27 protein-coding genes are annotated in these 24,670 nt (G+C 71.9%); 10 read left to right on the plus strand and 17 right to left on the minus strand.

Features of this window, described 5'->3' with window-relative positions; all coding sequences use genetic code 11:
• The first annotated feature begins 212 nt into the window (after positions 1-212).
• Complete coding sequence (locus KZQ38_RS31485) at positions 213-1,457, plus strand: hypothetical protein (RefSeq protein WP_219447355.1); 1,245 nt, start codon at positions 213-215, stop codon at positions 1,455-1,457.
• Between the two features lie 7 nt (positions 1,458-1,464).
• On the opposite strand, the gene KZQ38_RS31490 is transcribed toward KZQ38_RS31485, so the two are convergent.
• The 4 genes from KZQ38_RS31490 to KZQ38_RS31505 form a co-directional block, all read right to left on the minus strand.
• Positions 1,465-1,836, minus strand: coding sequence for a hypothetical protein (locus KZQ38_RS31490; protein ID WP_219447356.1), 372 nt, complete (start codon positions 1,834-1,836; stop codon positions 1,465-1,467).
• Between the two features lie 108 nt (positions 1,837-1,944).
• Positions 1,945-3,321: a dihydrolipoyl dehydrogenase family protein gene (locus KZQ38_RS31495; protein ID WP_308258684.1), complete on the minus strand. Its 1,377-nt coding sequence runs from the start codon at positions 3,319-3,321 to the stop codon at positions 1,945-1,947.
• Between the two features lie 36 nt (positions 3,322-3,357).
• Positions 3,358-4,062 (minus strand): TetR/AcrR family transcriptional regulator, encoded by a 705-nt coding sequence (locus KZQ38_RS31500; protein WP_257902643.1) that lies wholly within the window; start codon positions 4,060-4,062, stop codon positions 3,358-3,360.
• Between the two features lie 168 nt (positions 4,063-4,230).
• The gene (locus KZQ38_RS31505; RefSeq protein ID WP_308258685.1) at positions 4,231-4,917 is read right to left on the minus strand and encodes a hypothetical protein; all 687 of its coding nucleotides are present in this window, start codon (positions 4,915-4,917) and stop codon (positions 4,231-4,233) included.
• Positions 4,918-5,621: 704 nt separating this feature from the next.
• Between KZQ38_RS31505 and KZQ38_RS31510 the strand changes: the two genes are divergently transcribed.
• Positions 5,622-7,874, plus strand: a complete 2,253-nt coding sequence (locus tag KZQ38_RS31510; protein ID WP_219447357.1) for a HelD family protein — start codon at positions 5,622-5,624, stop codon at positions 7,872-7,874.
• Here the strand turns inward: KZQ38_RS31510 and crcB are convergent.
• The 3 genes from crcB to KZQ38_RS31525 are packed head-to-tail and all read right to left on the minus strand — an operon-like array spanning position 7,864 to position 9,012.
• Positions 7,864-8,208, minus strand: coding sequence for a fluoride efflux transporter CrcB (gene crcB, locus KZQ38_RS31515; RefSeq protein WP_219447359.1), 345 nt, complete (start codon positions 8,206-8,208; stop codon positions 7,864-7,866). The genes KZQ38_RS31510 and crcB overlap by 11 nt on opposite strands.
• Complete coding sequence (locus KZQ38_RS31520) at positions 8,205-8,585, minus strand: fluoride efflux transporter FluC (RefSeq protein ID WP_308258686.1); 381 nt, start codon at positions 8,583-8,585, stop codon at positions 8,205-8,207. Before KZQ38_RS31520 ends, crcB begins: the two co-directional genes overlap by 4 nt.
• Positions 8,575-9,012, minus strand: coding sequence for a MarR family winged helix-turn-helix transcriptional regulator (locus KZQ38_RS31525; RefSeq protein WP_219447361.1), 438 nt, complete (start codon positions 9,010-9,012; stop codon positions 8,575-8,577). Before KZQ38_RS31525 ends, KZQ38_RS31520 begins: the two co-directional genes overlap by 11 nt.
• Positions 9,013-9,213: 201 nt before the next feature.
• Between KZQ38_RS31525 and KZQ38_RS31530 the strand changes: the two genes are divergently transcribed.
• Together KZQ38_RS31530 and KZQ38_RS31535 are read left to right on the plus strand one after the other, a co-directional pair.
• Positions 9,214-10,023: an SAM-dependent methyltransferase gene (locus KZQ38_RS31530; RefSeq protein WP_219447363.1), complete on the plus strand. Its 810-nt coding sequence runs from the start codon at positions 9,214-9,216 to the stop codon at positions 10,021-10,023.
• 57 nt (positions 10,024-10,080) lie between these two features.
• On the plus strand, positions 10,081-12,066 hold the full coding sequence (locus tag KZQ38_RS31535; RefSeq protein ID WP_257902644.1) for a diguanylate cyclase domain-containing protein: 1,986 nt from the start codon (positions 10,081-10,083) through the stop codon (positions 12,064-12,066).
• Position 12,067: 1 nt separating this feature from the next.
• On the opposite strand, the gene KZQ38_RS31540 is transcribed toward KZQ38_RS31535, so the two are convergent.
• From KZQ38_RS31540 to KZQ38_RS31555, 4 genes are all read right to left on the minus strand, one after another.
• Positions 12,068-13,426 (minus strand): NAD(P)(+) transhydrogenase (Re/Si-specific) subunit beta, encoded by a 1,359-nt coding sequence (locus KZQ38_RS31540; RefSeq protein ID WP_219447370.1) that lies wholly within the window; start codon positions 13,424-13,426, stop codon positions 12,068-12,070.
• Positions 13,423-13,698 carry an NAD(P) transhydrogenase subunit alpha part 2 gene (locus tag KZQ38_RS31545; RefSeq protein ID WP_219447372.1) on the minus strand — a complete coding sequence of 92 codons (276 nt, stop codon included), beginning with the start codon at positions 13,696-13,698 and terminating at the stop codon, positions 13,423-13,425. Before KZQ38_RS31545 ends, KZQ38_RS31540 begins: the two co-directional genes overlap by 4 nt.
• Complete coding sequence (locus KZQ38_RS31550; RefSeq protein ID WP_219447374.1) at positions 13,695-14,804, minus strand: NAD(P) transhydrogenase subunit alpha; 1,110 nt, start codon at positions 14,802-14,804, stop codon at positions 13,695-13,697. Before KZQ38_RS31550 ends, KZQ38_RS31545 begins: the two co-directional genes overlap by 4 nt.
• A 71-nt stretch (positions 14,805-14,875) precedes the next feature.
• The gene (locus tag KZQ38_RS31555; protein ID WP_219447376.1) at positions 14,876-16,027 is read right to left on the minus strand and encodes a nitric oxide synthase oxygenase; all 1,152 of its coding nucleotides are present in this window, start codon (positions 16,025-16,027) and stop codon (positions 14,876-14,878) included.
• Positions 16,028-16,441: 414 nt separating this feature from the next.
• Here KZQ38_RS31555 and KZQ38_RS31560 point away from each other — a divergent pair, with 414 nt between their 5' ends.
• Complete coding sequence (locus KZQ38_RS31560) at positions 16,442-17,626, plus strand: macrolide family glycosyltransferase (protein ID WP_372452310.1); 1,185 nt, start codon at positions 16,442-16,444, stop codon at positions 17,624-17,626.
• Between the two features lie 229 nt (positions 17,627-17,855).
• Here the strand turns inward: KZQ38_RS31560 and KZQ38_RS31565 are convergent, their stop codons facing one another.
• Genes KZQ38_RS31565 through KZQ38_RS31575 form a run of 3 tightly spaced genes read right to left on the minus strand, consistent with a single transcriptional unit; the run spans position 17,856 to position 19,818 of the window.
• Positions 17,856-18,098: a helix-turn-helix transcriptional regulator gene (locus tag KZQ38_RS31565; RefSeq protein WP_219447379.1), complete on the minus strand. Its 243-nt coding sequence runs from the start codon at positions 18,096-18,098 to the stop codon at positions 17,856-17,858.
• The gene (locus KZQ38_RS31570) at positions 18,095-18,949 is read right to left on the minus strand and encodes an ABC transporter permease (protein ID WP_219447380.1); all 855 of its coding nucleotides are present in this window, start codon (positions 18,947-18,949) and stop codon (positions 18,095-18,097) included. Before KZQ38_RS31570 ends, KZQ38_RS31565 begins: the two co-directional genes overlap by 4 nt.
• A complete protein-coding gene (locus KZQ38_RS31575) occupies positions 18,946-19,818 on the minus strand; it encodes an ABC transporter ATP-binding protein (protein WP_219447517.1) in 873 nt (290 codons plus the stop codon). Before KZQ38_RS31575 ends, KZQ38_RS31570 begins: the two co-directional genes overlap by 4 nt.
• A gap of 211 nt (positions 19,819-20,029) precedes the next feature.
• On the opposite strand from KZQ38_RS31575, the gene KZQ38_RS31580 reads away from it, so the two are divergent.
• Positions 20,030-21,247 carry a cytochrome P450 gene (locus KZQ38_RS31580; RefSeq protein ID WP_219447381.1) on the plus strand — a complete coding sequence of 406 codons (1,218 nt, stop codon included), beginning with the start codon at positions 20,030-20,032 and terminating at the stop codon, positions 21,245-21,247.
• 13 nt (positions 21,248-21,260) lie between these two features.
• Positions 21,261-21,458, plus strand: a complete 198-nt coding sequence (locus KZQ38_RS31585; protein ID WP_257902700.1) for a ferredoxin — start codon at positions 21,261-21,263, stop codon at positions 21,456-21,458.
• Positions 21,459-21,497: 39 nt separating this feature from the next.
• Here the strand turns inward: KZQ38_RS31585 and KZQ38_RS31590 are convergent, their stop codons facing one another.
• Both KZQ38_RS31590 and KZQ38_RS31595 read right to left on the minus strand, forming a co-directional pair.
• The gene (locus KZQ38_RS31590) at positions 21,498-21,845 is read right to left on the minus strand and encodes a type II toxin-antitoxin system PemK/MazF family toxin (RefSeq protein WP_219447383.1); all 348 of its coding nucleotides are present in this window, start codon (positions 21,843-21,845) and stop codon (positions 21,498-21,500) included.
• Positions 21,832-22,062 carry a ribbon-helix-helix domain-containing protein gene (locus KZQ38_RS31595; RefSeq protein ID WP_219447384.1) on the minus strand — a complete coding sequence of 77 codons (231 nt, stop codon included), beginning with the start codon at positions 22,060-22,062 and terminating at the stop codon, positions 21,832-21,834. The genes KZQ38_RS31590 and KZQ38_RS31595 overlap by 14 nt, the downstream gene beginning before the upstream one ends.
• Positions 22,063-22,146: 84 nt before the next feature.
• Here KZQ38_RS31595 and KZQ38_RS31600 point away from each other — a divergent pair, with 84 nt between their 5' ends.
• Positions 22,147-22,596 (plus strand): carboxymuconolactone decarboxylase family protein, encoded by a 450-nt coding sequence (locus tag KZQ38_RS31600; protein WP_257902646.1) that lies wholly within the window; start codon positions 22,147-22,149, stop codon positions 22,594-22,596.
• 24 nt (positions 22,597-22,620) lie between these two features.
• Here KZQ38_RS31600 and KZQ38_RS31605 read toward each other — a convergent pair whose 3' ends face one another.
• Positions 22,621-23,508 (minus strand): NAD(P)-dependent oxidoreductase, encoded by an 888-nt coding sequence (locus tag KZQ38_RS31605; RefSeq protein WP_219447387.1) that lies wholly within the window; start codon positions 23,506-23,508, stop codon positions 22,621-22,623.
• A gap of 103 nt (positions 23,509-23,611) precedes the next feature.
• Between KZQ38_RS31605 and KZQ38_RS31610 the strand changes: the two genes are divergently transcribed.
• Both KZQ38_RS31610 and KZQ38_RS31615 read left to right on the plus strand, forming a co-directional pair.
• Entirely contained in the window at positions 23,612-23,998 is a 387-nt protein-coding gene (locus tag KZQ38_RS31610) for a winged helix-turn-helix transcriptional regulator (RefSeq protein ID WP_219447389.1), read from the plus strand.
• Positions 23,999-24,019: 21 nt separating this feature from the next.
• The gene (locus KZQ38_RS31615) at positions 24,020-24,661 is read left to right on the plus strand and encodes a Crp/Fnr family transcriptional regulator (RefSeq protein ID WP_219447391.1); all 642 of its coding nucleotides are present in this window, start codon (positions 24,020-24,022) and stop codon (positions 24,659-24,661) included.
• Positions 24,662-24,670: the final 9 nt, after the last annotated feature.

The following is a 24,670-nucleotide window of genomic DNA, read 5'->3' on the forward strand; positions in this document are numbered from 1 at the left end:
CCCCTACGACCTGTCGAAGCGGACGATCTTGTGAATTCCCGACTTGGTCATTCTGCCCGCTGGGGCAGCGGTCCGCCAGAAGAACCAGCACGTTCATCACCCGGGCGGGTCAGATACAGGACTTTCGACCCCAAAGCCGCGACCGCCGGGAGGCGGCCCGCGCCCGGCCGCGCAGCGCTACCGTGTTCGACCGTGAGGAACGGTGTGATCTTGTGCGGCTGATCCGACTCGGTGCCGAGCCGACCCGGGTCGGCGTGGACGTCCGGGCCGCCCTGAGCGCCTGGGGCGTCGGTGACGCCGTGCTGGGCGGTGTCGCCATGCTGGGCGTCACCCCGCCGGACTGCCCGCGCCCGCTGGACGCGGTGGTGGTCCTGCCGCGGGGCGTGCTGGTCGTGGTGGGCGTGGACCTGCCGGACCCGGCCGTGCGCCTGGAGGCGCCGCTCGCCGGGCAGTGGAAGATCGACGGCTGGCCGCTGAGCCGCCCGGACGGCGCGACCAACCCGGCCGCCGAGGCGTTGGAGGCGGCCACGGCGGTGGCGCGGCGCATCCAGGACATGCGTGGCGAGCCGCTGCCGGTGACGACCGTCGTCGCGGTCGGCCCGTACGTGAGCCAGGTCGTGCAGCCCACCGGCGACCTCAACCGCGGCGTGCGGGTGCTGCACCCCAAGCCGACCACGCTGCTCGCCGCCGCCCGCGAGCTGGCCACCAGCGACCGCCCGTGCTCCGCCGAGCACGCCGCCAAGCTGCTCGCCGTCCTCGCGCCCACCGGCACGCCGCCGGACCACCGGCGGCTGCGTGACGAGGGCTTCCCGGACGCGGCGGCCGATCTCGCGTCGGCGAGCACCATGCTGCTACCCAAGGTCGTGCCCGCCCGGCGGCGCCCCGGGTGGCTGCCGTACGCGGCAGCCGCGGTCGTGGCCGTGCTCGTCGTGGTGGCGGTGGTCGTCGTGCTCGTGTCCGGTGGTTCGCCCGCGTCCTCGACGTCCACCACCGCCGCGCCGGAGCCGACGACCGTGGTCGTGGACGGGCGCAACTTCGCGCCCAAGGGCGCGGACCGCACGGAGGACTGCGCCGCGCACGCGTTCGGCGACGTGCAGGCGTGGCTGTCCGGGCACATGTGCCTGCAACTGCGCCGCGCCCAGTACGAGACCTCCGTCGACGGCCGGAAGGTCGGCATCGCGGTGGCCGAGCTGAGCCTGCCGGACGCGACCCGCGCGGGCGAGCTGCACCGGGTCGCGTCGGCCGCCGGCTCGGGCGGCGTGGTGGCGCTGGTCAAGGAGGGCCGCGAGTGGGCGGGTGGTCCCGCGTCGTTCGACCGGTCCGCCATCCGGACCGCGCTGACGAACGCCCGGGTCCGCATCGCGCAGGCGGTGTGGGCGGAGGGCGACGCCAACCCGGCGGACCCGGCCCTGGTGGCGTTGGCCGAGCAGGCGTTGCGGCTGCCCGCGGCGCAGTGAGCGGTGCTCAGCGGCCGGTGCGCGCGAGCCCGAACGCGATCAGCCCGAACGCCACGTGCAGCACGATCACCAGGCCGGCGACCGTGCACAGGGTCTCGGTGCCCGGCCGGCCCGCCAGCGCGCCGCAGGAGAACAGCCACCCCGCGACGGCCACCGCGGAACCCGCCCACAGCAACGCCTTGGGCACGTGCGCGATGCACAGCAGGGCGGTGGACCGGGCCCGCAGGAGGGTGTGCGCGACGACGGGCGCGACCAGGAAACCCGGCAGGTAGGCGGCGATCGGCGCGAGCGTCGGCCCGTCGGGCGGCACCGAGGTGCCGATGACGAACGCGCACCAGAGGACCGCCGCGGTGGCGATGACGACAGTCCCCCTGGTCACTTCCGCAGTGTAGTGAGCAAAACCGCGGAAGTTCGGAAGTGGCCCCTGATGGAGCAGCGGCGGTAGAACCGTTGGCCCAGCGCGAATCCGGTGCGTGAGCGCCGCCGGTTACAACCCGTACGCCTCCAGCAGCCGCAGCCACACCTCGCTGATCGTCGGGTAGGCGGGCACGGCGTGCCACAGCCGGTCCACCGTCACCCCGCCGACGATCGCGATCGTCGCGGCGTGGAGCAGTTCCGCGGTGTCCGGGCCGACGAACGTGACGCCGACCAGGGTCCGCGTCGTCTCGTCCACCACCATCCGCGCCTTGCCGCGGTAGCCGTCGGCGTGCAGCGACGACCCGGCGACGGCGATGTCCAGGTCCACCACGCGGATGGTGAGCCCGGCCGCGCGCGCCTCCGCCGCGGTGCGCCCGACCGACGCCACCTCGGGGTCGGTGAACACCACCTGCGGCACGGCGGTGTGGTCGGCGGTGGCCACCGGCGCGGTCCACGGCGCGGGGTCGGTCGCGCCGGTCACGATGGCCGTGCCGACCGCGCGGGCGGCGTACTTGCCCTGGTGGGTCAGCGGTGCGCGGCCCGTGACGTCGCCCGCCGCGTACAGCCAGTCGACGCCCTCGACGCGCCCGGTGTCGTCCACCGGCAGCGCGTGCCCGGCGGTGTGGCCGAACAGCTCCACGCCGAGGTCGGTGGTGGCCGGTCGGCGGCCGGTGGCGACCAGCAGGTGCGCGCCGGAGACCGAGGAGCCGTCGGACAACGCGAGTCCGACGCCGCCGTCCACGGCGGAGACCCCGGTCGCCCGCACGCCGAGGCGCACGGTCACGCCGTCCGCGCGCAGGCCCTCCACCACGAGGTCGCCGGCGAACGGCTCGAAGCGGGGCAGCGGGCGCTCGCCGGACACGACGAGCGTCACCTCGGAGCCCAGGCGGGCCCACGCCTGCGCCAGCTCGACGCCGACGACGCCGCCGCCGAGCACCACGAGCGACGACGGCACCTCGTGCGCCGACGTGGCGTCGCGTGAAGTCCAGTAGGGCACGTCGGAGAGCCCCGGCAGCGGCGGGATGTTGGGGACGCTGCCGGTGCACACGACGACCGCGCGGGACGCGGTGAGCACGCGACCGCCGACCTCGACCTGCCGTTCGCCGACGAGCTTCCCGTGGCCGCGCAGCACCTCCAGGCCCGCGCCCTCGGCCCACTCGACCTGGCCGGAGTCGTCCCAGTCGGAGGTGAACGAGTCGCGGCGCTTGAGCACCGCGGCCGCGTCCAACCGGTCGCCGACCGGCACGCCGGGCACGCGCCGGGCGGCGGCGAGCGCGTGACCGGGGCGCAGCAGCGCCTTGCTGGGCATGCAGGCCCAGTACGAGCACTCGCCACCGAGCCGCTCGGCTTCCACCAGCGCGGTCCGCAGGCCACCGGCGGCGGTCCGGGCGGCGGCGTTCTCGCCCACCGGTCCGCCGCCGATCACGATCACGTCGTAGTCGCTCACCGGTCCACCCCACACCACCCGGACCGGGGCGGCAAGTCACGCCGGGTCGAACACACCCGACAGCAGCCGCAGGATCACGCCGTCCGCGGTGCGCAGGACCACCGGGCGCTCGGCGGGTTCGACGCGCTCGGCGAGCTTGTACATGGCGTCGGCGGTCTGGGTCGCCATGCGGAAGGTCAGGTCGACCGGCGCGTCACCGCGCACGCCGAACCGGCCAACGAACAGCTCGCGCAACCGTTCCGCCATCAGCTCGTACTGGTCCACGCTGGCGTCGAGGCGGTGCCCGTCGAACAGGTCGCTGAACCGGACGCGGCCGAAACCGGGCATTTCGGCCAGCATCCGCAGGTAGACACCGACCACCTGTTGCACGGCTTCCCGCCAGTTCGCGGCGAGTTGCCCTTCGTTGAAGAGCGTTTCGACCCGACCGAGGTACTCCTCCATGCCGCGCAGCGCCAACGCGTGCACAACAGAACGTTTGTCCGGGAAGTATTGGTAGAACGAGCCGATTGGCACGCCGGCCAGCTCCACGATACGGGCAGTGGTGATGTCGTCGTAGTCGTACTCGTTCAGCAACTGCGCACACGCGTCGACAATCGCGGTGACGGTGGCGGCGCCACGCTGCTGGACGGGCTGCCGGCGCATCACCTTGGCTAAGCGGTTTTCGGCGGGATTTTCAGGCACGCGCACATCTTGATGGATACGGACCGGTAAGCCCAAACACAGGATTGGCACCAGCTTCATCACGGATCGTCGCACGTATGCGCAGGACTGCGGTCTCCACGTGAGCGGTGCTCATCTTTCCTGAACCACCTGCCGAAAGGACGACGTGCCACACGCGCAGGTGGCAGCGCAATTACCGCCGAAACCATTGTTGACCGGACAATCGTCGGTACCGACCGGTAACCGCCGCTAGCCCGCCGATGGGCGGGAAGTGGCCGGCGAGACCTCCGCCGGCGCCGGGCGCGGGGACGGCAAAGCGTGATCGAAACTTGACGTCCCCGGGCCTTCTTTCGGTTCAGAACGCGAGCGTGGCGGCTTGGTCACATAGGGTTTGAGCAAACCGGTGATCACCAAGCCGGGCGCGATCAACGGCACCACGGCCGACAAGGCGACCGCCGTCGCCGCCGCCCGCGCCACGTCCTTGGGGATGATCGCGATCCGGTCCACCACGAACGCCCGCCGGCCGGGAATCGAGAGCAGCCCCAGGACCACGAGGAACACGGCGAGCGTGAGCAGCGCGCGGTGCACCGCCCCATATCCCACCGACTCGGCCGCGAACATGACCGCCAGCCACCCCAGCAACCCCGACAACTGCTGCCGCGCGGTGGTCATGGCCCACAGCAACCCGCCCGCCACGGCGAGCCACCCCGTGCGGCCGGCGCACCAGGCGCCGACGGCGTCCAGCCAGTCAGCGGGCACGTCCGCCCAGCCGAGGGCGAGGCGCACCACGTCCAACGGCCCCGGCGCGCCGAAGGGTTGGGACACGACCCACGCCAGCACCCACGCGGACACCAGCACCGCGAACAAGAGGTGCGTCGGCGACCGGTCCACCGCGACCCTGCTGAGCCGCACCAACTCCTGCCGATGTTCCTTCACCCCGCCAGCCTGCCGGGCCACCCCCCACCCCGCCCAGCGCTTCACCCACGCGCCCCACCCGCTGCCGCTCAACGGGTGGCGCCCGATCACCGGGAGCGAGCGGTACGAGACGACCAGACCACCGGCACCCGGCTCGGGCGCGACTCGGCCCGCTTCGCGGTCCGGACGGGCGATCCCGGCCAACGCCGCGGGCGGACAGCCGGGAGAGCCGGACCGGCACGCCACCCGCCGCACGGACGGCGAGCGGGGCGGGGGTCGACCGGATCGAGGCCACAGGTGTGCAGGGCGCGACGGAACGGCACGGCGAAACAGGCACGGCGAAACAGGCACGGCGGACCCCGCGGGCGGCGAACACAGACCCGGCGTCCGCCGGGTCTGCCCCGGCTCGCGGGCGGTGCGACTCGGCGCAGGTGCGACTCGGCGCAGGTGCGGTCGGCGCAGGTGCGGTCGGACACCAGGCAGTCCCGGGCAGTCCCGGGCACTGGCGCGGCTCGGACACCGGACCCTCGCCCGCGGGCACCGGGGCGGGTCGGAACCCCCGACCGGCGACACCGGGCGCACCCGCACCAAAACCCGACGAACGCGCCACACATGGAGGCACCGGGGCCGTCGAACGTGTAGATTGGACTTTCTGCGCGCGCAGAGAGAGGTCAGGCGAAAAGCGGCACAGCCTGATATACCACGCTATCCAGAAATGAGGCACGTTGTCAAGCCCCTCCGCCGACCTCCGACTCGCGGAAATCGAGTCGGAGCAGGAATACGTGTCGATGCTGTACGGCAGGCTGGACGACCTGCGCGCCCAGAGTTCCAAGCGACTCTCGGGCGCGCTCCGCGAAACCGGCGGCACGCACCAGATGCGCTCCGAGCGGGACACCTCGGTGGCCATGTACTCCGACCAGCTGGCCCAGTACAGCGCGGTGGAGAACGGCCTGTGCTTCGGCCGCCTGGACTTCCACACCGACGACCGCTTCTACATCGGCCGGATCGGCTTGTTCGACGAGGAGCGGGACTACGAGCCGCTGCTGATGGACTGGCGCGCCCCCGCCGCGCGCCCGTTCTACCTGGCCACGGCCGCCGCGCCGGACGGCGTGCGCCGCCGCAGGCACCTGCGCACCAAGCAGCGCGCGGTCGTCGGCTTCGACGACGAGGTGCTGGACATCAACTCCGTCGACCCGGCCCGCCCCTCGGAGGGCCTGACCGGTGAGGCGACCCTGCTGGCCGCGGTGAACGCGAGCCGCACCGGGCAGATGGGCGACATCGTCGCCACGATCCAGGCCGAGCAGGACCGGATCATCCGCACCGAGCTGAACGGCGTGGTCGTCGTGCAGGGCGGCCCCGGCACCGGCAAGACCGCCGTCGCCCTGCACCGCGCCGCCTACCTCCTCTACACGCACCGCCGCCAGCTCGCGAAGCGCGGCGTGCTGGTGGTGGGTCCGAACACGACGTTCCTGCGCTACATCGGGCAGGTGCTGCCGTCGCTCGGCGAGACGGGCGTGCTGCTGTCGACGGTGGGCGAGCTGTACCCGGGCCTGACGGCGGTGGGCCGCGAGTCGGCGGAGGCGGCGGCGCTCAAGGGGCGCATCGAGATGGCGGACGTGGTGGCGCACGCCGTGAAGGACCGCCAGGAAGCGCCGGCGCTGGTGGAGATCCCGTTCGAGCAGGACGTGCTGCGCCTGGACCGGCGGACGATCACGGCGGCCCGCGGTCGCGCCCGGCGCACCCGCCGCCCGCACAACGAGGCCCGCCGCACGTTCCTGCGCGAGGTGATCTCGGCCCTGACCGCGCAGGCCGTGAACCGCCTCGGCCGCCACCTGCTGGACCAGGCCGACGTCGACGACATCCGCCGCGAGCTGCGCGAGGACCCGGAGGTGCGCGCCGCGGTGGAGCGGCTGTGGCCGACGCTCACCCCGCAGCAGCTCCTGGAGGACCTGTTCGCCTCGCCGAAGCGGCTGGCGAAGGCGACGCCGAAGCTGTCGCCGGAGGAACGGGCGCTGCTCGCCCGCCCGCGCGGCGCGGAGTGGACGCCCGCCGACGTGCCGCTGCTGGACGAGGCGGCGGAACTGCTCGGCGAGGACGACACCGAGGCCAAGGCACGCGCGGAACGCCGCCGTCGGCAGGCGGTGGACTACGCGCAGGGCGTGCTCGACATCCTCGACCTGGAGGACGACGCCGACCCCGAGATCCTGATGGCGACCGACCTCGTGGACGCCTACCGGCTGGCCGAGCGGCACGGCGTCGAGCGGTACGAGACGGCGGCCGAGCGCGCGGCGGCCGACCGGACCTGGACGTTCGGCCACGTGATCGTGGACGAGGCGCAGGAGCTGTCGGCGATGGCGTGGCGGACGCTGATGCGCCGCTGCCCGAGCAAGTCCATGACGGTGGTGGGCGACATCGCGCAGACCGGCGACATCGGTGGCGCGTCGTCGTGGGACGAGGTGCTGTCGCCGTACGTGATGGACCGCTGGAAGCTGACCGAGCTGACGGTGAACTACCGGACGCCGTCGGAGATCATGGCGGTCGCGGCGGACGTGCTGGCGGGCGTCGACCCGGACCTGGCGCCGCCGACTTCGGTGCGCGACAGCGGGCACGAGCCGTGGAGCACGCGGGTCGCCGACGTGGCGGCGGCGCTGCCGGCCGTCGTGGCGGACGAGGTGGCGGCGATCGGCGCGGGCAAGCTCGCGGTCATCGTGCCCGCCGCGCGGGTCGACGAGCTGCGCGCGGTGGTGCCGGGCGCGTCGGACGACCTGGAGGCGCAGGTCGTGGTGCTCGGCGTGGTGGACACCAAGGGCCTGGAGTTCGACTCGGTGCTCGTGGTGGACCCGAACGGCATCCTGGCCGAGTCGCCGCGCGGCGCGAGCGACCTGTACGTGGCGTTGACCCGCGCCACGCAACGGCTCGGGGTGCTGCACGCCGACGAGCTGCCCGCCGTGCTGGGCAGGCTGAAGGTCACCGGGTGAGCAGGTAGCCGGCGGCGGCGGCGCCGACACCGGCCACGAGGTTCAGCACCGCGTTCGCGAGCGCCTGCCGGAGCGCACCGGCCTCCAGCAGGCGCACCGTCTCCAGGCTGAACGTGCTGTAGGTGGTGAGGCCGCCGCAGAAACCCGTGCCGACGAGGGCTTCCGCCACCGGCGCGGAACCCGCGACGCAGCCGAGCAGGAACGAGCCGACGACGTTCACGGCGAACGTGCCCCACGGCATGATCGACCGGTGCCGAGCGCGCACGACCCGGTCGGTGAGGTAGCGGGCGACGGCGCCGAGGCCCGCCCCGACGAACACCAGCAGCGCGGTCACCCGACCACCCGCCGGGTGACCGCCATGGCGGCGGCCGTCGCGCACAGGGCGGCCACCAGCACGCCCAGCAGGTAGCCGAAGGCCGCGAACCCGCCGAGCCGCACGGCGTCCAGGGCGTAGGCGGAGAAGGTGGTGAACCCGCCGAGCACGCCGATGCCGAGGAACGGCCGCGCCAGCGGGTGCAGCCGGGGCGCCAGCACCACCAGCACGCCGATCAACGCCGAGCCGAGCAGGTTCACGGCGACCGTCCCGGCGAGCCCGAACCCGGACAGCGCGTACCGGCCCAGCCCGCCGATACCGCCGCCGAGCGCGACCACGCCGAGCACGGCCGCCGACAGCTCGGGCCGCGGCGCGGGCTCCTCCGGGTCAGTTGGCACGCAAGTGGTCTACCAGGTGGTCCAGTGCGGACAACGCGCGGACCACGTCGGCGCGCTCGCCGGGGTCCAGCCGGTCCAGCGCCGAGCCGATCCGCTTCTCGTGCGCCGCCTGCCAGACGGCGAGCTGCTCGTGGCCCTGCGGCGTGACGGACAACCGCGCCACGCGGCGGTCGGACGGGTCGCCGCCGCGGGCGACCAGACCGTTCTCGATCAGCTGCCCGACCAGGCCGCTCACCGTGTTGGGCGCGAGCCGCAGCTCCGCCGCCAGGTCGCCGACCCGCATCGGCGGTCGCTCGGCCAGCGTCTGGAGCAACTCGACCTGAGCCATCGGCAGCGAGTCCCACGGCCATTCCGACCGGATGCTGGTGCGCAGGGCGCGGCGCAGTCTGGTGACCACGTCGGTGAGCGTGCGTGCCTCGTCTGACATGCGCGAATGGTACTGAATTCGAGCGCGCGATCGGCCGTGTCCGCATGGCGGGACGATCCACCGCGACCGGGCGCGCCACCCGTCCCCGATAGGCCGATCGGGGACAACCCCGGTCGGGCACTCCCGGCCCGGTGGTCCGCTCAGTAACCTCTCCGCGCGGGCACCGAGGCGGGTCCCTCCCACGTGGAATCGGGGTGTGGTGTGGTGGAGCGGACGAGCTGGGTGCCCGCCGGCGTGGACACCGGGCTGCCCAGCGCGGCCCGGCTGTACGACTACCTGCTCGGCGGCGGCCACAACTTCGCGGCCGACCGCGCGCTGGCGGAGCGGTTCCTCCTGGCGCAGCCGAACGCCAGGGCGATCGCGCGGCTCAACCGGGCGTTCCTGCGCCGCGCGGTGCTGCACCTGATCGACCGCGGCGTGCGGCAGTTCCTCGACCTCGGCTCCGGCATCCCGACCGTGGGCAACGTGCACGAGATCGCCCGCCGCTCCGCACCGGACGCACGGGTCGTGTACGTGGACTTCGAGGACGTGGCGGTCGCGCACAGCCGGCTGCTGTTGGAGGACGACCCGTTAGCCACGATCCTCCAGGAGGACATGACCGACCCGACCGCCGTGCTGGGCGCCGCGCGTGGGACGGGCCTGCTCGACTTCGACCGGCCGATCGGGTTGTTGATGGTGGGCGTGTTCCACTTCGTGCCGCCGGAGGACGACCCGGCCGGCGTGGTGGCGGCCTACCGGGACGCCGTCGTGCCCGGCAGCGGACTCGCGCTGTCCCAGTTCACCTCCGACTTGCAGCCCGCCGAGATGGCCGGGATCGTCGAGGTGATGAAGCGGAGCATGAATCCGATGTACCCGCGGACGCACGCGGAGATCACGGATCTGTTCGCCGGCTTCGACGTCGTGGAACCCGGTGTGGTGCCCCTCCCGCTGTGGCGCCCGGAGGAGGGCGCGCCGGACACCGACGACCCGGCGCGGGCGGGCATCTTCGCGGGAGTGGGCCTCAAGAAGTGAGTCCGCATGGCGCAGCCGCCCGCTAGACCCCGGCGACGGGAACTCGCGCGGGAGTGGATGACGGCGGTGTACCCGACCGCGTACGTCCCGCTCTCCCCGGTCGAGATCGAGCGGTTCCTGCTCGACCTGGTGGACGTGATCGCCGACGCGGTCCAGGCCGAGCCGTTCACCGCGGCGCCGATCGCCGAGGTCGGGCAACGCCTGGTGCGCAACCACTTCACGGGTCCGGAAACGCTCCAGCGCACGGTGGAGGTGCTGGGCCGGGCGCTGCTGTTCACCCCCGAGCTGAGCGACGTGCCGAGCCTGCCGGAGAAGGTCGTCGCGATCCTCGGCGCGCTCAGCACGGGTTTCGCGACCGCGATGCGGCTGGACGCGTTCGACCGGCAGGAGGAGGTCAAAGCCGCGCTGCTGGCGGCGAAGCAACGCGCCGAGCGGGTGTTGGAGGTCAGCGAGGCGCGGTTCCGCGAGGTGTTCACGACGTCCGCGTTCGGCATCGTCGTCACGGACCTGGACGGCGTGTGCGTGGAGGCGAACGAGGCGCTCGGCGAGATGGTCGGCGTGCCGTTCACCGAGCTGCCGGGCAGGCGGCTGGTCGACCTGTTCCACCCGGCCGACGCCGATGCGCTGGCCACGCGGTACCACCCGACGGGCGTGCGGCGCGGTGAGCGGTTCCGGGAGCAGCGCAGGCTGCTGCGCGACGACGGCGAGCCGGTGTGGGTGCACCTGGCGGTGTCGCTGCTGCACGACGCGGACGGCGCGCCCGCGTTCCACGTGACGATGGTCGAGGACGTCTCGGAACTGCACCTGCTCCAGAAGAACCTGGACCACCAGCTGCTGCACGACTCGCTGACCGGGCTGTCGAACCGGCAGCGGTTCGGGTCGCGGCTGGAGGCGATGCACCGCAAGTCCCACCGCGGCATCACGCTCTACCACCTGGACCTGGACGCCTTCTCGGTGGTGAACATCGGCATGGGTCACGCGGTGGGCGACCGGCTGCTGCGCGAGGTCGGCCGGCGGTTGGAGGTCGTCGTCGCGGGCGAGCGCGCGCTGGTGGCGCGGGTCGCGGGCGACGAGTTCGCGATCGTCGTGGACAACGGTCCCGCCACGCCACGCGTGCCGGAGATGGTGGAGCGCATCAACCACGCGCTGGCCGAACCGATGGACTGCGGCACGGCGCTTTCCGCGAGCATCGGCGTGGTGGACCGGCCGGGCGCGGACTGGGACGTGGACGAGCTGCTGCGCGCGGCGACCGCGACCCTGCACCGCGCCAAGGCGCACGGCAAGCGCCAGTGGCTGCCGTACGACCGGCACGAGGACCGCCGGTCGCGGGCGTGGCTCGCGCGGGCCGCGCGGATGCCGGGCGCGCTCGCCGACGCGGAGCTGGAAGTCGAGTACCGGCCGGTGGCGGACTTCGGTTCCGGTCGCGTGCACGGCCGGGTGGCCCGGCTGCGGTGGGACGAGCTGGGGCACGGCGACTGCGTGGAGCTGGCCGAGGCCAACGGCTGGTCGCTGGTGCTGGGCCAGTGGGCGCTGCGCGAGGCCGCCGCGGCGGCGGCCGGGTGGTCCGCCGGTGTGCTGCACTTCGTGCTCTCGCCGATGCAGTCGCGGGACGAGGACCTGGTGGGCACGGTGATGCGGGTGCTGGACGAGACCGCCCTGCCCGGCACGGGTCTGCGGATCCACCTGGACACCCGCGCGATGCTCGCGGCGGGTGGTGACAACGCACAGGTGTTGCGGGACAACGGCATCCCGATCGGGCTGGCCGGGTTCAACGGCGGCCAGGCGGAGCTGTCCCTACTGGACGAGCTGGCCGCGGACGTGGTGCTGCTCGCGCCCGCCGCCGTGCGCCGGCTCGCCGACCGGCCGGGTTCGTTGCCGCACCGGGCGATCGGCGAGCTGGTTCGGTCCGTCCGCGAGTTCGGCGCCGCGGTGTGCGTGCCGGACCTGGACACCCCGGCGCTCGCCGACTGGTGGCGCGAGGTCGGGGTGGACGGCGCGTTCGGCGCGTTCGCCGGACCGGCCGTGCCCGGCTACGAGCTGTAGGTCAGAGCTGCTTGACCGCGGCCAGGAGCTTGGTGAGCGAGTCCTTGGCGTCGCCGAAGAGCAGGGTCGTCTTCGGGTGGTACAGCAGGCTGTTGTCCACGCCCGCGAAACCGGGCCGCATCGAGCGCTTCATGAACACCACGGCCTTCGCCCGGTCCACGTCGAAGATCGGCATACCGTAGATGGGGCTGGCGGGCTCGTCCCGCGCGCCGGGGTTGACCACGTCGTTCGCGCCGACCACCAGCACCACGTCCACGCTGCCGATGCCCGGGTTGACGTCGTCGAGTTCCTTCAGGTTCTCGTACGGCACATCGGCTTCGGCCAGCAGCACGTTCATGTGGCCGGGCATCCGGCCGGCGACCGGGTGGATGCCGTAGTCCACGCTGATACCACGCGATTCCAGCAGCTGCGCCAGTTCCCGCGCGGCGTGCTGCGCCTGCGCCACGGCCAGGCCGTAGCCGGGCACCACCAGCACGGAGTGCGCGTACCCCAGCAGGATCGCGACGTCCTCGACCGTCCCGGACCGGACCGTGCGCTGCTCACCGCTCGCCGCCGCGGGCGGCACCGCCTTGAACGCGCCGAACAGGATGTTGGTCAGCGGTCGGCCCATGGCCTGCGCCATCAGCCGGGTCAGGATGGTGCCCGACGCGCCGACCAGCGTGCCCGCGACGATCAGCAGCGTGTTCTCCAGCACGTAACCGGAAGCCGCCACCGCGAGGCCGGTGAACGCGTTGAGCAGGGAGATCGCGATCGGCACGTCCGCGCCGCCCACCGGCAGCACGAACAACACGCCCAGCGCCAGACCCGCCACCGCCAGCAGCACCAGCAGCGCGGCGGAGCCGGTCGCCGGTGTCGCCACCAGGAGCACCGCGCTCACCGCGGCGACGCCGATGCCGATCCACTGCCCGGACGGCAGCAGCACCGGCCGGGTGGTCATGATCTCCTGGAGCTTGAGGAACGTCACCAGGCTGCCGGAGAAGCTGACCGATCCGATCAGGACGGTGAGCGCGGTGGCGACGACGAACAACACGCCCGCGCCGGTGTTCTCCAGGAACTCGGCGAGCGCCACCAGGGCCGCCGCCGCACCGCCGACCCCGTTGAACAACGCCACCATCTGCGGGATGGCGGTCATCTTGACCTGCCGCGCGGCGGGCACGCCGACCACCACGCCGACGACGACGGCGACCGCGATCAGCACGTGGTGGTCGCCCGCGGTGGCGAAGGCGGTCACCACGGCGAGCGCCATGCCGGCCGCGCCGACCAGGTTGCCCACCCGCGCGTACTTCGGCGTGCTGAGGCCCTTGAGCGCCAGGATGAAGCACAGCGCGGCGGCCAGGTAGGCGAGCTGGACCCACGTCATCGCTTGTGCCCCTTGAACATCTCCAGCATCCGGTCGGTCACCACGAAGCCGCCGACGACGTTGACCGTCGCCAGGAACACAGCGAGCAGGCCCAGCACCAGGGTGAGGGCGTCGTCGGCGTGCCCGGTGATCAGGATCGCGCCGACGAGGATGACGCCGTGGATGGCGTTCGCGCCGGACATCAGCGGGGTGTGCAGGATCGTGGAGACCTTCGAGACCACCTCGAAGCCCACGAACACGGCCAGCACGAAGATCGTCAGCAGTTCGATCACAGCAGCTCCCGGGTGGGCGCGTGGCGGACTTCGCCCGCGTGCGTCAGGCACGCGCCGGACAGCACCTCGTCGGACAGGTCGGGTTCGACCCGCCCGTCCGCGGTCATCAGCTTGAGCAGGTTCGCCACGTTGCGCGCGTACAGCCGCGAGGCGTGCACGGGCATGGTGCTCGGCAGGTTCCGCGCGCCGTGGACCAGGACGTCGCCCACCCACACGTCCTCGCCGGGCACCGAGCCGACGATGTTGCCGCCGGACTCGGCGGCCAGGTCGACCGCGACGGAACCGGGCGGCATGGCCTTGAGCATGTCCGTGGTGACCAGGACGGGTGCTTTGCGCCCCGGCACGGCCGCGGTGGAGATCACCACGTCGCTCGCGGCGACCCGGTCCGCGATCAGCTCCCGCTGGCGTTCCAGGAACGCCTCGGACTGCACGGCGGCGTACACGCCGTCCTGCGACTCCAGTTGCAGCTCCAGGAAGCGCGCGCCGAGGCTGCGCACCTCCTCGGCGGCGGCGCGGCGCACGTCGTACGCCTCGACCACCGCGCCCAGCCGCCGGGCGGTGGCGATCGCCTGGAGCCCGGCCACGCCCGCGCCGAGCACGAGCACCTTCGCGGGCGGCACGGTGCCCGCCGCGGTGGTGAACATCGGCAGGAACCGCGGCAGGTGCTGGGCCGCGACGAGCACGGCGCGGTACCCGGCGACCAGCGCCTGGGACGACAGCGCGTCCGCGCTCTGGGCGCGGGTCACGCGTGGCAGCAGGTCGAGGCTGAACGCGGTGACGCCGCGCTCGGCGAGGACCCGGACGAGGTCGAGTTCGGCGGACGGCTGGAGGAAGCTGACCGTGATGTCGCCCGACCGCAGTTCGCGGGCGCGGTCCAGGTCCAGCGGCTGCACCGAGGTGACGACCTCGGCGCGCCCCGCCGGGTGGTCCGGTACGACTTCCGCGCCGGCCGACCGGTAGGCGGCGTCCGAGGCGTGGGCGTGAGCCCCCGCCCCGGACTGCACGTCGACCGCGAGACCGGCGCCGATCAGCGTGGTCACCGTTTCCGGTAGACCGGCTACGCGGCGCTCAGCGGGCCGCGACTCCGCGGGAATGCCCACTCTCACGGGAGGTCACGTTAGACGATCAAAGGTGATCCACACCACACCACGCCGTTCACGTTCACCGTACACCCGTACTAGTGAATGACGGGGCACACGCCGACCGTGCCGGCCGGGAAGAAGTTCGGCACGAGTTCTTCCTTGTCGTAGTACCGGTGGAAGACACCGGTGAGGCCGCCGGACATCGGCGGCACGATCCACGTCCAGTCCGCCGGGCACGACCGGCCGGCTTCCTCCTCCTTCCGGAGGTGGGTCAGGAAGCGGTCGGACTCGGTGTGGTGGTCGGTGATCGTCACCCCGGCCTCGCCGAACGAGTGGAGGACGGCCCGGTTCAGCTCGACCAGCACCCGGTCCCGCCACAGCGTCCGCACGCCGGAGGTGTCCAGCCCCATCCGGCGGCCCAGGTAGGGCAGCAGGTCGTACCGGTCGGTGTCGGCGAAGTTCCGCGCGCCGATCTCGGTGCCCATGTACCAGCCGTTGAACGGCGCGGCCGGGTAGTCGACACCCCCGATCCGCAGCCGCATGTCGCTGATCGCGGGCACCGCGTGCCAGCGCAGCCCCAGCGACGCCAGCCACGGGTACTCGGGGTGGCTGATCGGCACCTCCAGCACGGCGTCCCGCGGCAGCTCGATCATCGCCGGCTCCGCGCCCTCGCGTTCGACGACCAGCGGCAGCACGTCGAAGGGTCCCCGCGTGACGGGCGGTCTCCACCCCAGCGAGATGACGTGGTCGGTCAGCTCGGCGTTGCGGCGGTCGCCCAGCACACCGCCGTCCTCGCCGCGGTAACCCGCGTACCGGATCAGCTGGTCGTTGCGGATGCGCGGTCCGGGCCGCCCCGGCGCGTCGGGGGCGAAGACGGAGATGACGGGGCGCACCTTCCCACCGTTGGTGGCGAGTCGCAGGTGTGCCACGCACTCGTCGGCGATTTCCTTGGGGTCACGCAGATCGCGGAGATCACGCACCTTCAGGCTGCGCCAGTAGAGCCGCCCGATGCAGCGCGCGCTGTTGCGCCAGGCGACCCGTGCGCCGAACGCGAGTTCGTCGGCCGTGTGCCGGTACGTGCCGGTCGCGGCGACCTCGGCACGCACCTCGGCCATCCGGCGCTGGGGAGAACCCGCACCCGGGTGCTCGGAGTGGTACAGGCGGATGAAGTCGTCAGCCTCCGCGAGGTCGACGGTGTTGGTGTGCAAGGGGATGGCTTCACTCGTACGGGCGGGGACGGGGGCCATGGCGGCACACCGTAGTTGCCCCACCGGATAAAACGCACCGCCGTGTCGGGCACCCAACGCCCGATACACCGGGCAATCAGTAGCACACGGTGAGTGCTTGATCGGGCAAAAGGGTGCCAGATCCAGCGAAAACGGGTGATCTTCCGCCGGCATCACCCCAACACCAGTGATATCCGTCACGACCCCTGATCAACACCGACCACCACTCCCCGCTACGCCAACCGGCCCACCGCTATGCTCAGCCTCATGTACCCCCCGTTCCACGTCTTCTACCTCTGATTCCGACCCGGCCGCAGCCCCCGCGCACCGCGTGAAGGGGTTACGCGGCAACCCATGGCGGCACTCGCCCCGCAGGGGCCACTCGCACCGCAGGGGGCCACTCGCGCCCGTGCCGGCGATCCGCACCCAGTCGGAATCATCGAAGACTTCGGAGCAGCAACCGTGTCACACATCGCGTTCCTCAACATCCCCGGTCACGGACACGTGAACCCGACCCTGCCCGTGGTGGCCGAGTTGGCGGCCAGGGGCCACCAGGTCACCTACGCCGTGCCCGCCGCCTTCACCGCGCAGGTCGAGCACGCCGGCGCCGTGCCGGTCGTCTACCCCACGACCCTCCCCACGTCGGACGACAAGTGGCCGACCGGGATGGGAGCGGCCCTGCAACTGTTCCTGCGCGAGGCGAAGGAGGTCCTGCCGCACCTGGAGCGGGCCTACGCCGACCACCGACCGGACCTGGTGGTCTACGACATCGCCGCCTGGACCGCCCGCGTCCTGGCCGAGCGCTGGGGCGTGCCGGCCGTCCAGTTCTCCCCCACGTTCGTCGCCTACGAGGGGTGGGAGGAGGAGATGGGGGACTTCTACGACAACCCCGAAGTCCGGCAGGCGTTCCAGGACATCGAGACGTGGCTGCGCGCCGAAGGCAGCACGACGGACCCGCGCACCTACGTCGGCCACCCGGACCGGGCGGTGGTCAGCATTCCCCGCTCGTTCCAGCCCAACGGCGACTCGGTGCCCGCCAAGTACACGTTCGTCGGTCCTTGCCTGGGCAACCGCGCTTACCAGGGCGACTGGACGAAACCGGCGGACAAGGACGTCCTCCTCATCTCACTCGGCTCCGCCGACACCGACCGCCCCGATTTCTACCGGGCCTGCGTCGCAGCCTTCGCCGACGCCCCGAACTGGCACGTCGTGATGAGCATCGGCAAGCACGTCTCCCCCGATGACCTGGGCGCCATCCCGGACAACTTCGAGGTGCACAGGTGGGTACCCCAACTGCACATCCTCGGGCAGGCCACGGCGTTCATCACGCACTGCGGAATGGGCGGCACCATGGAGGGCCTGCACCACGGCGTGCCCATGGTAGGCGTCCCGGGCATGGCCGAGCAGACCATCAACGCCGAACGACTGGAAGCCCTCGGCGTGGGCAAGCACATCCCCCGTGACCAGGCAACCCCGGAAGCCCTGCGCCAGGCCGTGACAGACCTGACGACCAGCACCGAGGTAGCCACAAGCCTGGCCAAGCTCAAGCAGGAGATCAAAGAAGCAGGCGGCACCACCGCGGCAGCGAACACCATCGAGGCAGAAATCCCCCGCACGTAATCCTTAAAACACACTGCCGCGCAGCACAGAACGCCCCCCGTCGTGTTCTCCCCGTATGGCCTGCGCGCCAGCGAACCGCGCTTTGCCAGGGAGGGCAAGCACGCTTTTCGCTTGCCCTCCCTGGCAAAGGGTGGTTGTCTTGACCAGGCCATACGGGGAGAACACGACGGCGCTCTCAAATGTTCTCCTTGGCGGTCTGCCCGTCCGGCGAGGACGCTTTTCAAGACCCCTACGCCGACTGCTCAGCCGAACTACCCAACCGCGGAAACGGATCGGTGGAGAACACCACCTCCACCGCCACCTCGAAATACTGCGCGATCCGCAACGCGAGATAGAGGCTGGGGCTGTACTCACCACGCTCCAGGTACCCGACGGTCTGGTAGTGGATCCCCAACGCCTCGGACAACTGCCGCCGCGACACCCCGCGCTCAGCGCGGAGCATCGCGATGCGGTTGTAGACGGTCTCGCTCACCCCACGCCCCTCTGGAGCGCGGCCTGCCGCCGCTGCTCCATGTCCGACCCCGACTCCCGCCGGGCCATTCGTCGCAGAATCGTAGGCGCGACCAGGAACCCGAGCACGGCCCACACCCCGAGCACCCCGAACATCTCCAGGGTCCGCCACGACCCGGTCAGCTCCGCGGCGGCAGCGGCGTCGGGCAGCAGCGCCGACCGGGTGCCCAGACCCAGCCAGTACACCGGGAACCCCTGGGCCACGACCTGCAACCAGCCCGGGATGGCCGTGATGGGGTAGAAGATCCCGGAGATCGCGATGACACCCATGATCGGCAGCATGGTGAAGCCCATCGCGCCCTGCGGGCTCTTGGCGAGCGAGCCGATCACCGCGCCCCACGGCAGCGTGGCCGCCATCCCGACCACCAGCACGACCAGCAGGTAGAGGACCTCCGGCACCCCGACACCGCTCAGCCCGCCGACCACCAGGTAGCCGGGCACGAACACGACCAGCAGGGTGACCAGCAGGTCCAGCGACGTCTGGGTGACCCGCCCGAGGAGGTAGCCGACCATCCCGTTGGGCACGGCCTTGGCCCGCAGCAGCGTGCCGTCCTCGCGGTTCATCGACAACTGGCCCGCCGGGCCGACGATGCCGTTGAACGCGACCGCCATGCCCAACATGCTGGGCAGCGTCAGCGCGGCCAGCGACACGGTGGTGCCCGGCACCGTCAAATCGCGCTGGAACCACAGCACGATCAGGAACGCGATGCCCATGAGCACGTTGAAGAACTGGTCGGAGCTGCCCAGGGTGTGCCGGAACTCCATCCACCCCCGGCGCAGGCCGAGCTTCGCGGCGTGCGTTCGCGCGTTCACAGGACCGCCACCTCCTCCTCCGTCGCCTGGCCGCTCTCGTGCCGCTGCACGAGGGCCAGGTAGGTGTCCTCCAACGTGTTGCGCCGCACCTCCAGCTCGGAGATGCCGCGGTCGTGCTGGGCGAACAGCTCGCGCACGAACCCGGTGGCGTCGTCGGTGGCGTGCACGTGCCGCCTGCCGTCCTGCGTCCACCGCACCTCGGCCTTGCCCGCGACCTGCCTGCCGAGCTGGTCGGGGCTGCCGTCGGCGATGATCCGGCCGCCCGCGAGGACCAGGATGCGGTCGGCGAGCTTCTCCGCCTCCGCGAGGTCGTGCGTGGTGAGCAGGATGGTCATGCCCTCCAGGTCGGCGAGCCGGTGCACCAGGTCGTGGAAGTCGCGGCGGGCGTGCGGGTCGAAACCGGCCGTGGGCTCGTCCAGGAACAGCAGCTCGGGCTTGCCGACGATGCCGATCGCCACGTCGAGCCGCCGCCGCTGGCCGCCGGAGAGCTTGCCGACCTTCTTCGCCGCGTGCTCCTCCAGCCCCACCGTGCTGATCAGCTCGTCGGTGGGGAACGGCCGCGCCCGGCCGGGCGTGCCGTAGGGCTCGTAGTACCGCCCGAGGTGGTCGAGCAGCTCCCGCACCCGCCACCGCGCGTGGTCGCGCCAGGACTGGAGCACCACGCCCAGCTTCGCCCGCCAGACCTCGTCACCCTTCGCCGGTTCCACGCCGAGCACCCGCACGTGGCCCGCCGACGGGAGCCGGAAGCCCTCCAGGATCTCGATGGTCGTGGTCTTGCCCGCGCCGTTCGGCCCGAGCAGCGCGACGACCTCCCCCTGCTCCGCGGTGAAGTCCACCCCGTGCAGCACGTCCACGGAGCCGTACCGCATCCGCAGGTCGCGCACGTCTATGACCACCCCGGTCACCCCCTCCGACAGTGGCGGCGCCCATGCCCCACCCGTCCAACTCACGCGCCACTTTGTAGCACACCTGCTATCACTCGTACCAACTCAATTATCTTACGACTTATTTACTTCACGACTTCGTGAATCTTCTGTACCTTCCAAAGGAGGTCCACCGACGCACTGGGAGGTGTGCGAGATGACCGAAACTCTCGACTCAGGATCACCCTCGGCCTTAGACGGGATCCCGCTGGAGCGCGAGCACCGGCTGAACCCGCCCGCCGTACTGGGGGAACTGCGCACGACCGAGCCCGTCGCGCGGCTGCGCTTCCCGGACGGGCACCTCGGCTGGCTGATCACCAGCCACGAACTGGCCCGCGCGGTGCTGGCCGACCGGCGCTTCAGCAGCCGGTCGGAACTGCGGCACTCGCCGGTCCGCGTGGGCGGCCAGGTCTCGCCGAGACCCCAGCCGGCGAAGCCCGGGATGTTCATCGGCATGGACGGCGAGGACCACGCCCGCTACCGCAAGCTGCTCACCGGCCAGTTCACCGTGCGCCGGATGAACAAGTTGAAGCCGCGCATCGAGCAGATCGTGGCGGACCACCTCGCGGCGCTGCGCGCGGCGGGTCCGGGCGCCGACCTGGTGCGCGAGTTCGCGCTGCCGGTGCCGTCCATGGTGATCTGCGAGCTGCTGGGCGTGCCCTACGAGGACCGCGACGAGTTCCAGCGCGAGACGCGGACGACGTTCAACCTCGACAACGACTTCGAGGTGATCATGGCGGCGTTCCAGCGGATCGAGGCGTTCGTCGCCGACCTCGTGCGGCGCAAGCACGACGAGCCCGGCGACGACATGCTGACCGGCCTCATCGAGACCGGTGAGCTGACCGACGAGGAGGTCGCCAACATGGGCCTCCTGCTGCTCGTCGCCGGTCACGAGACGACCGCCAACATGATCGGCATCGGTACCCTGGCACTGCTGGAGCACCCGGAACAGCTCCAGGCGCTGCGGGAGGACCCGACGCTGATCGACAACGCCGTCGAGGAGCTGATGCGTTACCTGACGATCATCCAGCTCGGCCCGTCCCGGGTCGCGCTGGAGGACGTCGAGGTGGGTGGGGTGGTGATCGCCGCCGGTGACAACGTGCTGATCTCCGCGCCCGCCGTCAACCGCGACCCGAAGCGGTTCGAACGACCGGACGAGCTGGACTTCCGGCGCTCGGCCACGGGGCACCTGGGCTTCGGCCACGGCGTGCACCAGTGCCTCGGGCAGCAGTTGGCGCGGATCGAGATGCGCGTGGCGTACCACGCGTTGATCCGGGAGTTCCCGGACCTGCGGTTGGCGGTGCCCGCGGCGGAAGTGCCGATGAGGAGCGACATGGCCATCTACGGCGTGCACAGCCTGCCGGTGGCGTTCTGAGTATCGAGGGGCCCTGATGAGGATCGAAGTCGACCCGGACCGCTGCGCGGGATCCGGCATGTGCGCGCTGACCGACCCCGACGTGTTCGACCAGGACGAGGTCGACGGCACCGTGGTGCTGCTCGACCCGACCGCGGTCGGTCACGAGGACCAGGCGCGGGAAGCCGCGCACCTGTGCCCGGCGGGCGCCATCAAGGTGGTCGAGCAGTAGCACCCCCGGCCGGTGGGTCGGCGACGGCTCACCGGCCGCTCACAGCGCGAGGTGCAGCCTCAGCGCTTCGTCGAGCTGCTTGAGCACGGCCGGCGGCAGCACGCCGATCCGGGCGCGCAGGCGGGCCGCGGCGATCGTGCGCACCTGCTCGGCCTGGGCCTTGGAGTCGGTGGAGAGCCCGCACTCCGCGGCGGGCAGCAGTACCTGGAACGGGTACACGCGCGTGGTGTTGGAGGTGATCGGCACGATGGTCACGACACCCCGACCGCCCCGTCCGGCGGCGCGGTTGGCCGCGTCGTTGCTCACGACGACGGCCGGTCGGATCTTGTTCGCCTCGGCGCCGAGCGCGGGCTCCAGATCGACCCAGTAGACCTCACCTCGACGCATCGACGACACCGTCTGCCGCGGTCACGTCCCACATCTCGGCCTCACCGTCGGCTTCCCACTCGTCCCACGCGTCGGCGTAGGCGCTCTCCAGTCCGGCTTCCCTCAGCAGCCCGATCGCCTGCTGGATCACGGACGATCGGGAGGCGCTTCGGTGTTGCCGGGAGTAGCGATCGACGAACTCTACGTCTTCCTCTGGCAAACTCACACTGATTTTCACACCACCGATGCTACCTGCGGTCATACCCGTCCGCACAGGTCACATCCGGGCGGTCCCATCCGTCAACGCGGTGTGAACCCCAGGATGAAGAACCCCGTGGCGGTCCTGCCCGACGCCATGAAGGCCATCAACCAGCTCATCCAGGCCATCCAGACCGGTGGCGTGCCGCAGACCACGCTGGAACTCGTGCACCTGCGCGCCAGCCAGATCAACGGGTGCACCGCCTGCGTCGACTTCGGGCTGAGCAGCGCGAAGAAGGCGGGCGAGGACCTGGACCGGCTGGTGCTGCTCGCCGCGTGGCGGGAGTCGGACCGGTTCACCGCCGCCGAGCGCGCGGCGCTGGACCTGGCCGAGGCGGCGACCAGGCTGGCCGACCGGCCGGACGCGGTGAGCGACGAGGTGTGGGCCGCCGCGACCGAGCACTACGACGAGCGGGGGCTCGCCGCGATCACCCTCATGATCGCCATGACGAACCTCTTCAACCGCATCAACACCACCGTGCGGCAGCCTCCGGTGAGCACGTGGTCGGCTTGAGACTCAGCAAGCCACACCGCCGGCTCACGGCTCACGAAGCAGCTCGATCACCGCCGAGTAATCAGCCGCTCCGTGCCCGTCCGCGACCGCCTGCGCCAGCAACGCCCGCACGTGCTCCAGGATCGTGGTGTCGATCCCGCGCACCTGCCCGGCGTGCACCAGGTGCTCGACCGCGGACAACCGCACGTCGAGCCGCGCGTCGAGGCCGGTGTGCTCGCCGGAGTCGACCCGCCGCGCGACCGCGGTCAGCGAGGCGGACGTCGTGGCCAGCACCTCCCGCGCGTACGGCAGGAAGCGCGCGGCGGACACCTCCTCCCGGCCGACCAGCGCGGCGGCCTGGAGGAACCCGGTCACGGTCGAGTACGCGATGCCCAGCAGCGCGGCGTCGTACAACGCGGCCAGGCCGGGGTCCGCGCCGAGGTACCGCGCCGCGCCGAGCGCGGTGAGCACGCGGTCGTTGGCCTGGAACGCGTCCGGCGAGCCGGAGTAGAGGACCGTGGCGGTGGGTGAGCCGATCGCGGGCGGGGTGACGAGGATGCCGCCGTCGAGGTACTCGCCACCCCGCTCGACGACCCGGGCCGCCAGCACGCGTGCCTGCTCGGGCGTGCCGGTGGTCAGGTTCACCACCGCCTTGCCGGTCAGCTCGCCGGCCAGCACCGCGTCCACCGCCTGGTAGTCCAGCACGCACACCGCGACCAGCGGGCTCGCCGCCACCGCCGCCGCCGCGGTGGCGGCGTCCGCCGTGCCGGCGGGTCCCCGCCGGTGGGAGCGCGTCCACGTGGTGGTCGGGTGGCCCGCGCGCCGGAACGCCGCCGCGAGCGCCGTGCCCATCGAACCCAGGCCGAGGACCGTCACCGGCTGCTTCGTCCGTCCGGTGGGCACACGTCCGCTGATCACCCGTTCACTGGTCACCCGGACCATGGTCGGGGCCCTGCCTAAACTGATCAAGTACGCACGATCTGGTAAGCACGCACCTCGGAGTAACCAGTCCCAGACCGACAGGGGGTCCCGGCGGATGCGGCGCAAGCGGCCGTACGCGTGCGGCGTCGACGTGGCGATCGACGTCATCGACGGCAAGTGGAAGGTCCTCATCCTGTGGGCGCTGACCACCGGCAGCAAGCGGTTCGGCGAGTTGAAGCGGTTGGTGCCCGGGGTGAGCGAGAAGGTGCTGACGCAGCAGTTGCGCGAGCTGGAGGCGGACGAACTGGTGTCCCGCCGGACGTTCGCCGAAGTCGTGCCGCGGGTGGAGTACACGCTGACCGCCCTGGGCGAGTCGCTGAACGAGGCGCTGGAGCCGCTGGGCGAGTGGGGTTCGCGCAACCAGGCGCGGATAGAGACGCTGCGGAGCCCGCTCTCCCCTGAACGTGTGAACGCGGTGGATTCCGGCACACCCGGGGCGTGAGGGTCGGCACGATGGGGCGCCATGCCCGACCACGCTGCCGACCGGGGCCGGGCGGAGGTCCGCGCCGCCGGTCGCTCCGCGCCGTTCCGCCGCGGCGACCGGCTGATCACCGCCGGCACGCCCAGTGACGAGGTGCTCCTCGTCGAGTCCGGCCTGCTGAAGACGTTGCTGCCCGGTCACGGCGTCGAGCCGCTGGTCGGCCTGGCGGGGCGGGGCGACCTGACCGGCGAGCTGGGCGTCGTCCACGGCCGGCCGCGCAGCGCGCACGTCGTCGCGCTGTCCGCCGGGCGGGCCGTGCACCTCGCGGCGAGCGCGTTCCTGCGGTTGCGCGACCAGAACGAGGACGTCCGCGCGCTGGTCGACCACACCATCCTCAAGCGCCTGCACGACGCCGACGAACGCCGCCTCACCCAAACCATGGAGGTCGGCTCGCGGGTGGCGGCGGTGCTGCTGAAGTGGGTCACCGAGCAGGGCAGGCGGACGGACCACGGTTTGCGCCTGGACGGCCTGAGCCAGCGCGACCTGGCCGACGCCGTCGCCGCGTCGGAGAAGAGCGTGGAGACGGCGCTCGGCGGTTTGCGCGCACGGGGCCTGCTGCGGACGTCGCGGCTGAGCTTCACCCTCACCGACCCACCGGCCTTGTCCCGACTGCTCAACCCTTAACCCGCCTCT

It is taken from the genome of Saccharothrix obliqua, assembly GCF_019375475.1.
GTDB classification, from domain to species: Bacteria; Actinomycetota; Actinomycetes; order Mycobacteriales; family Pseudonocardiaceae; genus Actinosynnema; species Actinosynnema obliqua.